Source organism: Polaribacter sp. (assembly GCF_039939415.1).
In the GTDB taxonomy this organism is placed as follows: Bacteria; Bacteroidota; Bacteroidia; order Flavobacteriales; family Flavobacteriaceae; genus Polaribacter.
Genome location: NZ_JBDVJE010000040.1, coordinates 1 through 16,640, shown reverse-complemented (window position 1 = coordinate 16,640; position 16,640 = coordinate 1). Strand labels below are relative to the sequence as shown.

Annotated in this window: 11 protein-coding genes; 4 read left to right on the top strand and 7 right to left on the bottom strand. The window is 31.2% G+C overall.

Going from position 1 to position 16,640, the window contains the following annotated elements; all coding sequences use genetic code 11:
• Positions 1 to 120 precede the first annotated feature (120 nt).
• The 3 genes from ABJG40_RS06000 to ABJG40_RS05990 all read right to left on the bottom strand — a co-directional run bounded on the left by ABJG40_RS06000 (position 121) and on the right by ABJG40_RS05990 (position 1,507).
• Positions 121 to 966, bottom strand: coding sequence for an IS982 family transposase (locus ABJG40_RS06000; protein WP_348023670.1), 846 nt, complete (start codon positions 964 to 966; stop codon positions 121 to 123).
• Positions 967 to 1,057: 91 nt separating this feature from the next.
• Positions 1,058 to 1,267, bottom strand: a complete 210-nt coding sequence (locus ABJG40_RS05995; protein WP_348023669.1) for a YgaP-like transmembrane domain — start codon at positions 1,265 to 1,267, stop codon at positions 1,058 to 1,060.
• 33 nt (positions 1,268 to 1,300) lie between these two features.
• Entirely contained in the window at positions 1,301 to 1,507 is a 207-nt protein-coding gene (locus ABJG40_RS05990) for a helix-turn-helix domain-containing protein (protein WP_348023668.1), read from the bottom strand.
• Between the two features lie 228 nt (positions 1,508 to 1,735).
• Here ABJG40_RS05990 and leuC point away from each other — a divergent pair, with 228 nt between their 5' ends.
• The 4 genes from leuC to leuB all read left to right on the top strand — a co-directional run bounded on the left by leuC (position 1,736) and on the right by leuB (position 6,531).
• Positions 1,736 to 3,136: a 3-isopropylmalate dehydratase large subunit gene (gene leuC / locus ABJG40_RS05985; RefSeq protein WP_348023667.1), complete on the top strand. Its 1,401-nt coding sequence runs from the start codon at positions 1,736 to 1,738 to the stop codon at positions 3,134 to 3,136.
• A 96-nt stretch (positions 3,137 to 3,232) separates the two neighbouring features.
• On the top strand, positions 3,233 to 3,832 hold the full coding sequence (gene leuD, locus ABJG40_RS05980) for a 3-isopropylmalate dehydratase small subunit (RefSeq protein ID WP_348023666.1): 600 nt from the start codon (positions 3,233 to 3,235) through the stop codon (positions 3,830 to 3,832).
• A 21-nt stretch (positions 3,833 to 3,853) separates the two neighbouring features.
• Positions 3,854 to 5,374 carry an alpha-isopropylmalate synthase regulatory domain-containing protein gene (locus ABJG40_RS05975; protein ID WP_348023665.1) on the top strand — a complete coding sequence of 507 codons (1,521 nt, stop codon included), beginning with the start codon at positions 3,854 to 3,856 and terminating at the stop codon, positions 5,372 to 5,374.
• A gap of 101 nt (positions 5,375 to 5,475) precedes the next feature.
• Positions 5,476 to 6,531 carry a 3-isopropylmalate dehydrogenase gene (gene leuB, locus ABJG40_RS05970; protein ID WP_348023664.1) on the top strand — a complete coding sequence of 352 codons (1,056 nt, stop codon included), beginning with the start codon at positions 5,476 to 5,478 and terminating at the stop codon, positions 6,529 to 6,531.
• 53 nt (positions 6,532 to 6,584) lie between these two features.
• On the opposite strand, the gene ABJG40_RS05965 is transcribed toward leuB, so the two are convergent.
• The 4 genes from ABJG40_RS05965 to ABJG40_RS05950 all read right to left on the bottom strand — a co-directional run.
• Complete coding sequence (locus ABJG40_RS05965) at positions 6,585 to 7,034, bottom strand: hypothetical protein (RefSeq protein WP_348023663.1); 450 nt, start codon at positions 7,032 to 7,034, stop codon at positions 6,585 to 6,587.
• A 30-nt stretch (positions 7,035 to 7,064) separates the two neighbouring features.
• On the bottom strand, positions 7,065 to 7,262 hold the full coding sequence (locus ABJG40_RS05960) for a hypothetical protein (RefSeq protein WP_348023662.1): 198 nt from the start codon (positions 7,260 to 7,262) through the stop codon (positions 7,065 to 7,067).
• 28 nt (positions 7,263 to 7,290) lie between these two features.
• Complete coding sequence (locus tag ABJG40_RS05955) at positions 7,291 to 12,288, bottom strand: MBG domain-containing protein (RefSeq protein WP_348023661.1); 4,998 nt, start codon at positions 12,286 to 12,288, stop codon at positions 7,291 to 7,293.
• Positions 12,289 to 12,549: 261 nt separating this feature from the next.
• Positions 12,550 to 16,640 (bottom strand): T9SS type A sorting domain-containing protein (locus ABJG40_RS05950; RefSeq protein WP_348023660.1); only part of this gene is annotated, 4,091 nt, incomplete at its 5' end.

Sequence of the window (16,640 nt, the reverse complement as noted above, 5' to 3'; positions counted from 1 at the left end):
TAGACATAGATCTTTTGATAATTTCATAACAAATATGATCTCTGGGCTAATTGCATATTCTTTTTTACCTAAAAAACCTTCTATAAAAATCCCGAATATGTTACCTAATAATGCTATTGCTTAAGTCGAACTCACGTTATTGATGTATTGAATTGTAGTTAAAGCAGTTATTTTAGATAAAATTCTAGTTTTAAAACCGTCAAAAGACTTTGCATAATTGCGTCTAATCATAAACTGGTCGCATAGTTGGGAAAATAAAGTTTCTATTCGTTTTCTTTTTTTTCTAAAAACATAAGGTTGTTTCTTATAATTATTTTGATTGTTTCTCATTGGAGTATTCAGTTTTATATTGCAGGTTTCAAATAAGTTTAACTGAATTTCTGCTGATAAATAACCACGATCTCCAATCAAAGTACAATCACTTATTTGATCTTTAATATCCTTTAAATAGTTAATGTCATGGACAGATGCTGGACTTAAGTCAATACTTTGAAAAACACCTCTAACAGAGCAAATAGCATGTAGTTTATATCCATAATACCTTGAGCCTTGTGAGGCACAATATCCTTTATTTGGAACAGTTTCTATATTTTCACTACAAACTGTAGAACGAGTACTTCTTGATAATTTACAAACTTCTAAAGGCATACTATCAACCACGAAATAATTTTCGAAATCATTGAAAAAAGAAGCTAATTTTAAACGAATAACATTGGTTTGTTTAAATAGATTTCTCCTTCTTCTATTATAAACACTTCTTTCAATTTTTAACAAAAGTGATTTAGGAAGGTTTCTAAATAAATCATTTTCACTGTCAATACTCATAAATTCAGCAGTTAAACTTAAGCTAATGAGCTCTAAGTCACTCATTTTTGGCTTTCTTCTTTGATAAGTTAAAAGTTGTTCTTTTGATATTTTTCTTAAAACTTTCAATATTCTTTTGTAATTTGCATTTAAGTTGCTCATTGTAAATGATTTGTAGTTATATCAATTTACTGATTTCCAGTAAAATGAGCAACTTTTTTATCCTAAATCATAATGCACAACGAGTTATTATTTATTTAATAGAACCAGTTTTTATGCTAAAAATACTGGTTAATGTAAATATTATAGCCATAGTTATTAGTATAATTGCTACAGTTCTAGATATTACATTTTTAAAGTAAAGAACTCCAATTATTGCAGCGATTATTATTCTAATAATTCTATCTGCATTTTCCATATTTTTTTCATAATGTATATTTATAGAAGCTAATTTCTGTTGCAAATTTATCACCAATAAAAACACTACACAGTGACTCTAGTCACCAGAGTGTAAAATAATTCCATTTGTAGTTTGTTCAATCTTTTTTTCGCTTTCTAGTTTCTTTAAAACTCTACTAATAACTTCTCTTGCTATACCAAGTTCGTTGGCAATTTGTCCGTGAGTGATTTTTAAGGAAATACTATTGGTTATTTGAAGTTTGTTTTTTAAATATTCAAAATAGACGTTTGTCCATTTTATCAATTAAAATATGTTGTATCTAGTAAGTCAGAGTAACATAAATTAATTTTCAATTTTGAAATATAAATAGACATCGTATTTTTTAATAAGTTAAAACCTTGTTTTATAGCGATATAAAGCATTCTTTAACGATTGAATATAATGTTATAAAACGATTATTTACAAAAAGAAGTAAGTAAAATATGTATTTTTGATAGCTGATTAAATTAACAATCATTAAAGAATCAAAAAATGGCAAAAACATTATTTGACAAAGTATGGGATTCACACGTTGTTCGTAAAGTAAAAGACGGACCAGATGTGTTTTTTATAGACCGTCATTTTATCCATGAAGTTACAAGTCCTGTAGCATTTTTAGGATTAGAAAGTAGAGGAAACAGTGTAGTTTATCCAGAACGTACATTTGCAACAGCAGATCATAACACACCAACTATAAACCAACATTTACCTGTAGCAGATCCTTTATCTGCTAATCAGTTAGATGCTTTAGAAAACAATGCCGCAAAACATGGTATTTCTCATTGGGGATTAGGAGATAAAAATAATGGAATTGTACACGTTGTTGGTCCAGAAAACGGAATAACGTTACCAGGAGCAACAATTGTATGTGGAGATTCTCATACATCAACTCATGGTGCTTTTGGTGCTATTGCTTTTGGTATTGGTACTTCTGAGGTAGAAATGGTTTTATCTACACAATGTATTATGCAACCAAAACCTAAAAAAATGCGTATCAACGTAAATGGTAAATTAGGTGTTGGTGTAACTGCAAAAGATGTTGCTTTATATATTATTGCAAAACAAACTACTTCTGGAGCAACAGGATATTTTGTAGAATATGCTGGTGATGTTTTTGAAGACATGACAATGGAAGGACGTATGACTGTCTGTAATTTATCTATTGAGATGGGAGCACGTGGTGGTATGATTGCACCAGACTCTAAAACGTTTGAATATTTAAAAGGTCGTTCTCAAACTCCTAAAGGAGCAGATTGGGACAAGGCAATGAAATATTGGGAAACTTTGTATACAGAAGAAGGAGCAGAATTTGATGTAGAATTTAATTATGAAGCATCAGATATAGAACCAATGATTACTTATGGAACAAACCCAGGAATGGGAATTGGAGTTACAAAATCAATTCCAAATGCTGAGAATGTTGAGGGTGGAGTAGAAACTTATAAAAAATCTTTAGGATATATGTCTTTTAACGAAGGTGATTCTATGATTGGTAAAGAAATAGACTTTGTATTCTTAGGCTCTTGTACAAACGGACGAATTGAAGACTTTAGAGCATTTTGTTCTATTGTAGAAGGCCGTAAAAAAGCTGACAATGTTACTGCTTGGTTAGTTCCAGGTTCACATAAAGTAGTAGATCAAATACAAGCTGAAGGATTAGATAAAATAATTACGGATGCAGGTTTTGTTTTAAGAGAACCAGGGTGTTCTGCTTGTTTAGCTATGAATGATGATAAAATTCCTTCAGGAAAATTATCAGTTTCAACATCAAACAGAAACTTTGAAGGACGTCAAGGTCCAGGATCTAGAACATTATTAGCTTCTCCATTAGTAGCAGCAGCATCTGCAGTTGAAGGAGTAGTAACTGATCCAAGAACATTGTTGGTTGGTTAACAGTTTATACAGTCGCAGTTTTCAGTAAATAAACTGCGCAAAAATTAATTAAAGATAATAACTGCCAACTGATACTGGCAACTGAGCACTAAAAATATGGCTTACGATAAATTTGACGTACTAACTAGTACAGCATATCCTTTACCTACAGAAAATGTAGATACAGATCAAATAATTCCTGCTCGTTTCTTAAAAGCTACAGAGCGAAAAGATTTTGATATTAATTTTTTCCGCGATTGGAGATTTAATCAAGATGGAACACCAAAAGCAGATTTTCCTTTAAATAAAGAAATATATGCAGGTTCTAAAATATTAGTAGGAGGTAGAAACTTTGGTTCTGGCTCTTCTAGAGAACACGCAGCTTGGTCTGTGTATGATTTTGGGTTACGTTGTGTAATATCGTCTGCATTTGCAGATATATTTAAAAACAACTGTTTAAATGTAGGGGTTTTACCTGTGCAGGTTTCAGCTGAATTTGCAGATACTTTATTTGCAGCAATTATGGCAGATCCTAAAGCTGAGATTAAAATAGATTTACCAAATCAGACAGTAACTTTAGTAGCAACTGGTGAGTCTGAATCTTTTGTAATTAATACTTACAAAAAAGACAATATGTTAAACGGTTTTGATGATATTGATTATTTAAAAAACATCGAAAACGAAATTTCTGCATTTGCTGAAACAAGACCGTTTTAAGAATACTTTTTAAGGTTCAGTATGGCAAGTAGAAAAATAGAAATAATGGATACGACACTGCGTGATGGAGAACAAACATCAGGAGTGTCGTTTTCAGTTTCCGAAAAATTAACAATTGCTAAATTATTACTAGAAGAATTAAAAGTAGATCGCTTAGAAATTGCATCTGCCAGAGTTTCTGAAGGTGAATTACAGGCCGTTAAAAAAATAACTTCTTGGGCTTCTGAAAATAATTTTTTAGAAAATATTGAGGTTCTAACCTTTGTTGATGGTGGAAAATCTATCGATTGGATGATAGATGCTGGCGCTAAGGTTCAGAATTTATTAACCAAAGGTTCTTTAAACCACTTAACACATCAACTTAAAAAAACACCAGAAGAACATTTTTCTGATATCAAAGCTACTATAGAATTAGCAGCAAAACATGGTATTAAAACCAATGTGTATTTAGAAGATTGGTCTAATGGAATGCGTAATTCTAAAGAATATGTTTTTGAATATTTAGATTTTTTAAGTACACAACTTATAGAACGTATTTTATTACCAGATACTTTAGGTGTTTTAACGCACGATGAAACTTTTAGTTTTATAGATGAAGTTCGTAAAAAATACCCAACAGCTCATTTTGATTTTCATGGTCATAATGATTATGATTTAGGAGTTGCCAATGTTATGGAAGCTGTAAAAGCTGGTGTAAATGGTTTGCATTTAACCATAAATGGAATGGGGGAGCGTGCAGGAAATGCGCCTATGGCAAGTGTTATTGCTGTAATTAATGATTTTCTAAAGGATGTAAAAATCACTGTTAATGAGAAAGCATTAAATAAAGTTAGTAAGCTAGTAGAAACATTTTCTGGATTTAGAATCCCAGTAAACAAACCTGTAGTTGGAGCTAATGTTTTTACACAAACAGCCGGAATTCATGCAGATGGAGATAATAAAAATAATCTTTATTTTAATGATTTAATGCCAGAACGTTTTGGAAGAAAACGTAAATATGCTCTAGGAAAAACATCTGGAAAAGCAAATATTCAAAAGAACTTACAAGATTTAGGTTTGAGTTTAAATGATGAAGAGCTTAAGAAAGTTACGCAAAGAATTATAGAATTAGGAGATAAAAAAGAAGTGGTTTCACAAGACGACTTACCTTATATTATTTCTGATGTTTTAGATAGTGACACCATAGAAAAGCGTGTAGTTGTAGAAAACTATGTTTTAGGACATGCAAAAGGAATGAAACCATCTACTACGCTACAATTAAAAGTTGAAGGCATACAGTATGAAGCACATGCACAAGGAGATGGACAGTTTGATGCTTTTATGAATGCATTAAGAAAACTGTACAAAACTCATAGTAAAAAAGATTTACCAGGTTTGATAGATTATGCTGTTAGAATTCCTCCAGGAAGTCATTCTGATGCTTTGTGTGAAACTATTATTACTTGGAAAAACGAAGAAAAAGAATTTATAACACGTGGTTTAGATTCAGATCAAACAGTATCTGCAATTAAAGCTACAGAGAAAATGTTGAATATAATTTAATACAATCTGTCATTCCGAAGGAAGTATAACTGAAGGAATCTTTTTAATTAATAAAGAGATTGCTTTGTACTTCGTAATGACAAAAAACAAAAAATAAAAGAATGAAATTAAATATCGCATTATTAGCAGGAGATGGAATTGGTCCTGAAGTAATAGATCAAGCAGTAAAAGTATCGGATGCAATTGCAAAGAAATTTAACCATGAAATTAACTGGAAACCTGCTTTAACAGGTGCAGCTGCAATTGATGCTGTTGGAGAACCTTATCCAGATGAAACACATGATATTTGTGTGGCTTCTGATGCTGTTTTATTTGGTGCAATTGGGCATCCAAGATTTGATAATGATCCTTCTGCTAAAGTAAGACCAGAACAAGGATTGTTAAAAATGCGTAAAAAATTAGGTTTATTTGCTAATGTAAGACCTACGTTTACGTTTCCTTCTTTATTAGATAAGTCTCCTTTAAAAAGAGAAAGAATTGAAGGAACTGATTTGGTTTTTTTACGTGAATTAACTGGAGGAATTTACTTTGGTGAAAAGGGTAGAAGAGATGAAGGAGAAACCGCTTTTGACAATTGTGTATATACAAGAGCTGAGGTACAAAGATTAGCAAAAAAAGGTTTTGAGTTGGCTATGACACGTGGTAAGAAATTATGTTGTGTTGATAAAGCGAACGTTTTAGAAACATCAAGATTATGGAGAGAAACTGTACAAGCTATGGAAAAAGAGTATCCAGAAGTTGAGGTTTCTTATGAATTTGTAGATGCAGTTGCAATGCGTTTAGTACAATGGCCAAATAGTTATGATGTTTTAATTACTGAAAATTTATTTGGAGATATTTTAACAGATGAAGCTTCTGTAATTTCAGGTTCTATGGGATTAATGCCAAGTGCATCTTTAGGTTCTGATATTGGTTTATTTGAACCAATACATGGTTCTTATCCTCAAGCAACAGGTTTAAACATTGCAAACCCTATGGCTACAGTTTTATCTGCAGCAATGATGTTTGAAAACTTTGGTTTACAAGAAGAAGGAAAAGCGATTAGAGATGCTGTAAACAGTGCTTTGAGTAAAGGGATTGTTACTGAAGATTTAGCAGATGGAGGTAAAGCTTTCGGAACTTCCGAAGTAGGAGATTGGTTAGCAGAAAATATCTAGAACTTAATTCTAGTTTAATATATTTAAAAAGCACTCTTTTAAGAGTGCTTTTTTTATTCTATTAAAATGGTGTAAATTCCATTTTCTTGATTGTAAGTGTATCCAGTATTGTCAATTTTAATTTCATTATATTTAGTATAAGAGCAACAATCTTCACTTAGTCTATCAGCGTCAACATAAAGAGTAAATATTTCATTATTATCTATTTTAATAGAACAATTAATGATTTCTGTTTGCCAACCTATCGAAGAAATCATTAGAATATTATAATCATCTTCATCAAGAAAACTAAAATTAACCCTGCTTTCATCATCTAGATTAATAATTTTAATATACCTACTTTCATAAGTGTTATTAGTAAAAACATTTTCACCAGTGGATTTGTCAACCAATTCAAAAAGAAAAGGTTGAGGTTCTGTAGTACATAGTTTATTACAGTTCGTTGACTTGCAACTTGTTAAAAATAAGAAAGTTATAAATGTAGCAAGTAATAATTTTTTCATCTTTTTATTTTAAAGTTATAAAAAAACTCTCTAAAATAGAGAGTTTTTAACTTTTACTTTTTCATTTTTCTGTACATTTTTAAAGTACATATATGTACCTAAAGTAATTGCTGCAAAAAATAATAGTATTACACCATTATCTATAGGCAAACCAGGTGGTCCAGGACCTCCAGGGATTCCAGGCATTGGTGGCGCTTTAGAATTAAGCGCTTCTATATAAGTAATCATTAGGGGTAGGGGTGTTAGGGGTTTATTTTTACTTAATAATTATTTTCTTTGATATTTCTCCTTTGTTTGTTTTTATTTTACAAATATATATTGATTTTGAAATTTGGTTAATTTTTAATTTTAGATTATTATCATAATTTTCTTTATAATTCCATGTGTTTATTTTTTGTCCTAAAATTGAGAATAATTCTACGTTAGAAACATTTAAGTTGTCATTTAGATTAATATTAATTTCTCGTAATTTATCGTCATAAAAAATATTAATATTGTTAGATAAAAATTCTTCATTTGTACTTAAAACTTGTTCTTTAGTAAATACAATGTAAAATCTTTCAATGTATTCACCTTTTTGAAGATTGAGATTTGCTTTTTCTGTATGCAAAGGATAAAAACGATGTAATAAATTATCGTATAAATAAACTCTTTGGTTTACTAAATTCCACTCGTCTATTTCTATACTAATTTCATCATCTTTATCTATAATAATCTCTAATGGTATTTTTAATTTATTGTTTAAACCTTCTACACCAGCAATTACATAACGATCTTCATTATTTGGAAATTTCCAATAAAAATCTGTACTTGTTAAATCGAAAATAGGACTATCATAACCTGCTTCGTATTTAAAACTGTTATTTGGGTTAAAGGAAATACCAATTTGACGATGCATTTTTTGATCGTTATTAGATGTGTAATTCATACCAAACTTAATAATTGGTAAACTTTCTAATTTTTCTTTTGATTGTTTAAAAAATATAGAGTTTTCACCTTCTATTATATATTCTCTTTGGCTATTATTAAATACAATAGGTCCTCCATCAGAATCACCATTTATAAAAAAACTTTGTCCAATTGCAATATAATTTGCAGGTACAGTATATTCTCCATTTCCTAAATCTGGCAGAGATGGATTATTATTACTTTCAACATTTTGAGCTGCAATTCCCATAGCAATATTTCTTGCAGAATAACCACCAATATAACCATTATATGTGTGTCCAGCAGTAGTTGAACTTTCTATGTCATCTTCTCCTGCATGTTGCCAAAAATATAATGTGCCTGTTATAGAATTAGAATTATCTTCAATAAATTTCTTTGCACTAATTGCAGAAGGATAAGGGTTACCAACTAAATATGCTTGTTCAGCACCTATAGAAGTAGTTAATTCACCATCATTTGGAGTACCTACAAAAGTATAATTTTGAGCAACACCTGGTCCTTTCATTAAAAAACCATCTGTAGAAGGTATACTTCCAGTACTTAACTTTTGCTGCCAATTAGAATAAGAACCATCAGCACTTGCATAACTATAAATCCAATATTCTGCAATTTTGATTGGGCTTTTTGCTGCGCCATCATATCCTGATACAAAATCGATATCTACAACATTTGATGTGGCAGATGTTGGTATTGTTCCGTCTTTTAAAACGTCTCCAATAGTATATGAACCACCACCAACAGGCGAACTCATATAATTATATCTGTATATGCTTGCTTGTGTTGAGTTTTGATCTACCAATAGATTTCCTGAACCAGAAATTTTTTCTATATTAGTATGAGTTTGTATTAATTGAGATGTACCTGCTAAACGTATTTCGCTTGTAGAATTTGATAATTCGATATCTTCAGAAATTCGTAATAAATTATCTGTAATTGTAATTGTTTTACTGTTATTGATGGTTAACTTTCTAGCATTAAATACATTATTTGTAGAAAAGTCTTCGTCAATTACAACTCTTCTTGTAATATCTGGGTAACCATTACTCCAAACTCCACCAATTCTAATTGTTGGATTAACCCTATGTTTGCCTAAAACCATATTAGACTCAGTATTTGCTAAACTAATTTCTGATAACAAAGGTGCGTGTGGATGTCTTTGTGGACCTCCTTCTGCCAAGTCTCTATATGGGGCTAAATTGTCGTCTACAAATGCAATCCATTCTGTAACAGTATAATCTTCATTTGTAGTTAAAACTTCATCAGATCTTACATATGATGTATTATTTGAGATATTACTAGTAGTTTCGTATCTATGTTTCCAAGCATCATCATTAGACAATCCTTTTGGGTGAGTTAGTAATAAAACATCATTACCATCTGCAATGTTTATAATGTTTGTGTTAGATATTAAAACAGTTTCTCCTGGAGCTAAATCTGTTGGGATTAAATAAATTTCATCAGGTGTTATGTTTGTTTGTGGACCTGCTTTATTGGTGAAAAGTGAGAATTTTATTGAATTGGCTAATATTGAATTTGTTGCATGTATATTGGTTATTTCTATTACTTTGTTTGCGTCTGTATGATGTATCTGTGTAATCATTGGTGTACCAGAGTTATGAGTATCTCTATAGTCTACATCTCCTATTGTTAATACATCATTATCTACATCATTTAACATAGTAGGGTCATCTATATGGGCGTTTATATCTGTATAATCGTCTGCTGTTAAAGTATTGTCTATACCGTTTATACCAACATTACCATTTGTTCTTCCGTCGTTGTCTAAATCTATTGAAAGACCTACTTCATCTGTGTCCCAAAGCCCATCATCATCAGAATCTACATCAGTATAATCTGCATTACCATTGCCGTCTGTATTTACAGCAATTAAACCACTACCGTATGCAGTATCTAAACCATTTGAGTTGTAAATATAACTTGGTGCAATGTAATCTATTGTAGTTTGTGCTTCAATATTATCTGGTATACCATCATTATCTGAATCTATATCCTTATCATTAGTTAAACCATCTCCATCTATATCTAAATCGAGAGCAAAACAATTTTGTGGTGTTGTTCCGTAAGCAAAACTATCTAACCCATGAGCATCTCTTGCACATTCACTAGTTTCACCAGAAACGATAGTAGTTCTAATTTCTATACTAGAAACTGGTGTAGGATATATAAAGCCAATTGTAGCTTCTGTTTGATTACCTATATTTATAGCTCCATTAACTAAAGTTGTTTTATCTCCTCTGTAAAGTTCCATAGTTCCTGCAACATCATTTCCAAAATTATCTGCTGTCATAAAAGCTAAAAGTTTACCGTTTGCAAAAACTTCTAATTCATATGTTGGATTATTTGAACCTGGAGTAGTATCAAAAACATCATTGATATCGAAACTAAAAGCATATATATCTGTATTAAAATTGATATGTACAGAGTATGAATCTCCTGTTACAGATCCTCTTTCTGGTACTACGTATATAGCTGGAGAAGAATTACCTGAAGAAAACTCATTACTTGTTGTTGTTCTTAATTCTGAGTTATTTCCTATTGTATTGGAAGAACACCCAACACCAACAGCAGCATCATAATCTGGAGCATAATAGGTTGAGGTAAAAGTAACTACTCCATCATTTGAAGCTGAAGTAGGGTTAATACCAAAATAGACTCTGTCATCTAAAGTTAGTGGAGATGAACTTGAGGTTGGACTTTCTGTTGCGTAATTTGTTGATGAATCATCTAATACAGTTAAATTTATACCTCTTTGAAAAGCAGCTTGTTGAAAACCAGATTCTTGATATCCATTACCATTTGTGTTATTACCAACACCAAAAACAGAATAGTCTTCATCTTTCCAAGATTCTGCATCATTAGCAGGATTAGCACTACCTGGTAAAATACAGTTTTCATCTGTGTCCAATAGTCCGTCATTATCATCATCTATGTCTATAGTATCAACAATACCATCACCATCTGTGTCAGTATCTGTAATTGTAAAGATTGCAGAAATAAAAGTTATTGTATATTTAGTGTTTGATAAAGATCCTTTATTTATATTATAAGTACCAATTGTTTCACCAGAATCTCTAGATAAACTACCAGATAAAGTGTCTCCACTTTCTAAACTACCACTTGTGATTGAGTAAGTTAGTGTAGGGTCTGAAGCTCCAAAAGATTTTGATTTAGAATCTGCAGTAACAGTAATAGGAATTTTTGGTGTGCCAGATTCTGAAGTTATTATTACATTGTCAATTGAAATATCTGATCGATAATCAGAACCACAAATTGCTTCATATCTAATAATTGTAGTAAGACCATCATAAGCACTTAAATCTATTATTTGATTTACCCATTCATTACCTTGGTTGCCAGAAACTGAAAAAACATTGGTAAAAGTTGAGCCATTATTTGTACTTATTAATAGATTTAAAGTCCCCATTGTTGTTGCTCCTCCATTTGAATACATATGATAATCAAATTCTAATTGAGCGTTAATTTCGCTTGAAAAATCAAATTCTTTTTCAAAATATGCATTATCTCCTTGATTTCTTGGGGAAGAGGCTTCAATAAACATGAAGTATGTACCTTCTGAAGCACCATTTTGAGGACCTGTTCCTCCTGAAGGTGTGCTTGTTGCTATGTTTGTCCAATTAAAATCATCATCAGAAGTGTTGGACCAACCATCTAAAGAGTTTTCGAAACTATATCCCAAGGTATTTAAATCGACATTGTCATCAGAAGTAACAGATACATTATCAATAGCCATATCAGATTGCCAACTGCTTGCTCTTACTGCTTCAAATCTTATAATTACATTATCTCCATCATATGCACTAAGGTCTATAGTTTGAGTTAACCAGCTATTTCCTTGACTTCCTGTTCTAGTAAAAACATTTGTATAGCTTAAACCACCATTATTACTAACATATACATTAAATGTTCCCATATTTGAAGCAGTAGCTGCATACATGTGATAATCAAATGATAATTGGGCATTAATTTGGGTGGTAAAGTCGAAAGATTTTTCTAAATAAGCATTACTTCCTGTGGCAGGCCCAGACATTTCTACAAACATATAATAAGAACCTACAGAACCAGAACTTGGACCTGTGTTACTAGAAGGTGTTCCATCACTATCATTTATCCAATCCAGAGAATCACCAGTGGTATTGGACCAACCATCAAAAGTGTTTTCAAAACTAGAATTATCAGAAATTGCAGCCTCAAATTCGTTATTAAAAGTTTTGTTTATTGTAGTTCTTGACTTTTTAGGAGAATCTGTTTTTGCTTTGTTCTTCAAGTATAAATTTCTATTATTACTAAATAACAATGAAATATTTATGAAAAAAAACAATACAAAAAATGACAATAACTGCCATTTACTTTTAGATTTAGGGATCATAAAGTAATTATTTTAGGGGTTTAAAAAAGTTAAAACGAACTTTTTTATATAAATGTAAATATATTAATTTTTTTTTAATTTGAAGTTAAAAGATAAATATTGGTTTTTTTAAATAATAAAAGAGCAATCTGAGTTGCTCTTTTATTATTTAAAAAAAAATTATTCTATTATAATTTTTTTAGTAATGATTCCTTTTTCGGTATCAACTTTTACTACATATATAGCAGAAGGTAGTTTATTAACATTTAATTTATTGGTAGTCATGTTTTGCATATCTTTCCAAATTTTGACCTTTTGACCTATAATGTTAAATAACTCTACTTTATTAATTTTCACATTGTTTAAGTTTTGAATTACAATTTCTTTAGAGTCATTATTCATGTATAAAGTAAGTTCAGAGTTAAGAACGTTATCTTCAATACTTAAAGCTTTTTTATTAAATGTCAAGAAAAATCTATCTTTATAAGCTTCTGTAGAGGCTGAAAGGGTTAATGTAACAGGGTTACTTTCAATATCATAAAAAGTACCTGTTAGTCTGTCTTCTAAATAGAATTTTTCTGTGATATTTTGTTTTTCATCAACTTTAAAAAGAACCTCTCTATCTGTACTTATAGCAACAGTTAAAGGAATCTCTAATTCATCTGTTATTCCTGATACTCCTGCAATAATTAATTTGGTATCTGGAATATCATTTAATTCCCAATACATATCTGTAGTTCCTACATCAAAAATTTGACTGTCATAACCATTGTCGTATTCAAAAGAATTTTTATCGTGAAAAGAAATTCCTATTTGTCTGTGATAAGGAATATTATTATTGTAATAACTAAAGCCTAATTTTAAGATAGGTAAGTTGTCAATGTCAATTTCATCATCACCATCATCGGTTACTTTTGTCTTAGAATTATCATCACTATTTTTAAAGAAGAAAGTTCCTGCATTACCATAATCATTGTTTCTATAAACTCTATGACTATTTTCAAATCTAACTTCACCACCAACAGAAGATGAAGAAGTAAAAAAGCCTTGACCTACAGCCATATATCTACTAGGTGCATGATAATCACCATCACCTAAAGTTACTTCACCTCCTTTAGTAAATGATATGTTATCTAAAACAGGATTAATTGCTACTGAGCTACTTATTGTAAATGAACTTACATCACTCCAATTTAAATTAATAGTTGCACCTGTATATCCAGTAAGTGTTTGATCTGTATTAGGGTTTGCTGCATTATTATTTGCTGTAATTGTAAATAAAACATCCCCAGAAGAAGAAGCTACATCATTATATAAACTAATTGTTGAAATATCTACCATATCATCAAACGTAACAGTAATTGTGTATGAACCTGAACCACCTGAGTTAAATACAACATTCCCTGTAGTTCCATTAACATCTCCATTATCTGCTAAAGATATACCACCAGCATCTGAAGTTGTAACAGTTGCTGTAATACCATCTACTGTTTGTGTTACATTGTCTCCATTATCAGTTGCGTCTTCCCAATCAAAATTAGCACTATTTATGGCTTCAACACCATTTGCAGCAATACCCATAGAAATATTTCTTTGAGAATATCCTCCTTGATAACCACTTTCATTATGGCCTTGTGTTCCAGTTGAGGTTAAATAATCTTCTCCAGTATGTTCCCAAAAATACAATGTACCATCTATAGAGGTAGAATTTGTACCAATAAATGCGGTAATATCTAGGGCACTTGGGTATGGGTTTCCTAACAAACTAGTCTTATTAGCTTCCACATTAAAGACTATAGAACCATCATTTGGGGTACCAACAAAAGTGTAGTTTTGACCAACAAGTCCTGTACTTTTCATTAAATACCCTTGTCCTCGAGGAATATCACCAGTTTCATATTGATGTATATATGTTGTATCATCAATACCATTTAAATAGGTATATATCCAATAATTAGATAGAGTAAGAGGAGTTACACCTGCTACACCTTCAGCTCCATTAAGACCACGGTTATCGATTCCTGCTTGATCTAAAGAAACCCAGTTTATATCAACAATTTCTGAAGTTTCTGAAGTTGGAATATTACCATCTTTCATAACAGTACCCACTCTAAACGTAGATTTGTTATACTCTCTTACTGGTGATGACCAATAATGGTATCTATATACATTTGGTACTTGTGCTTGTTGATCTTTATATAAATTACCTTCTCCTTCTACATTTGATGCACCAGCATGTGTCTGTATTAATTGTCCATCTCCTATTAATCGAATATCTCCATCCAAAATAAAATCTTCATCAAATTCTAAATAATTTGCAGAAGAAACCATTAGTTTAGAGTTTTCTTTTACCCAAACGCACTCTACAATTGCGTTTTCAGTTAAAGTTGCATGTGTTAATGAACTTTCAGAGTCTATTACCATTACTTTATCTTTATCTGCAGCATTAGAACTAGGAGCACCAGTAATAGTACTACTATTACCACCAATCCAAGTACTACTATCTCCATTCCAGAAAATACCGTTAATTTCTGTATACGTAAAATATTTAGTGCCATTAAAATCATAATTTGCAGCATACACAGCTTCACTATTTATAGTAGTATCAGTTAAAGGAGCATAACTTACATTAGTTGTAAAATCTTCGTCATCTGCAATTTTTAAAACTTTAATAGTGTTTGCAGTAACAAGAGCTGCATCTATAGCAGCTTTATTAGCTGCAATCTGTACATTTCCTACAGCTCCGTTTTCAACAATTTTCCAGGTTCTTCCAATTGTTTTTTCTGGAGCACAAATTAATTCTGTTTCTGTAATTGTATTAATAGTTCCTGCGTCATTACCCCAAACTAAAAAGTCTTTGTTTGTTGTAAATGTATTTGCATTCGTTGCATTGTCTACAGCAATTGACCCCAAACCAATCGTTACTATTGCATCTGAGCTAATAGATTTAGATTGTTTTTGAGTTAATGGCATTTCATCGTCTCTACCAATACCAGCTACATCATTATGATAACCACTATTTGCAGTATAGTCCCAAATTTTAGTAGTTTGGTCTTTTAAAATGTAATCTCCTTCTATTATTGCAGAACCATTTTGGTATTCTTCTGTACTTAAAGTCATACCATACTTTATAGCCAAATAACTTTCTATGTGCTGTCTTTCTAATGAGGTAGGTAACACAGTAAATACCATAATTTCAGCTATTTCTCCATTATAATGTTCATTTCCAGGAGATGTTGCTCCTATATAGAAATTGTTATTATTCCCTGTACCAATAGTACTTGTATTTTTAGTGGCTAATGTTTCTCCATTTTTAGAAATACTTTTATTGTTGCCTGTAGGGGTAGTAGTTGATGTACTACTACCTAAAGTCCATAGATTAAATTCATTGGTATTAGATTGCCAATTTGTAAAAATTCTATTAGTATTACTAGAAGATCCAATATCATAATAAATATTATTGTTATCATAAGGTAAATGAACTCCTAAACGTCCTCCATTTAAATTTTCTCTAATAACACTACTATTTTGTATAGTATGTGTGTTAGCTACAATATATACCCAAACATTAGGGTTTGTAGAGGTTTCAAATAAACCACCTGTAATTTGCATATAATCATCACTACCATTAAAATCTATAGTAGGGTTAAAATTTAATCCTACATTTATTTTTGTAGGAGCAGAGCCAGATGTACCAGTTGCATCTTCCTCATCTCCAGATTGATCATCCCAACCTGTTACTTCTGTAGTACCAGTTACATCAATATCAGCTCTTAACCATAAAGAATCACCAGATAACCCAGGTACAATTGGGTCTTCTGTATCATCTCTATAATCTACATCACCAGTAGTGTATACATCAGAATCAGTATCTGGTAAATCTGCAGAAGGTGTATCTATTTCATCATTTACTACAAAACCATCATAAATATCAGATCCTTCAAAATTATCATCTAATCCATCACCATCACTATCATTACCACTAAGAGTTGTATCTGAATCGCCATTTTCTTCAATATCTAAAATTCCATCATTATCTGAATCGGCATCTAAATAATCTGGGGTATCTGTGCCATCATGATTATTTGGTATCGTTAAAGCTACACCAACAGTATTGCTATCTCCACACGGACTACCTACAGTACAATCTGTATCATAAGCATCATTTAAACCGTCATTATCTGCATCATTATTAGCATCTTCTGATGGAGGAATATAACCAATAGTGGTCTGAAACTCTACGTTGTCTGGTATACCGTCGTTATCTGCAT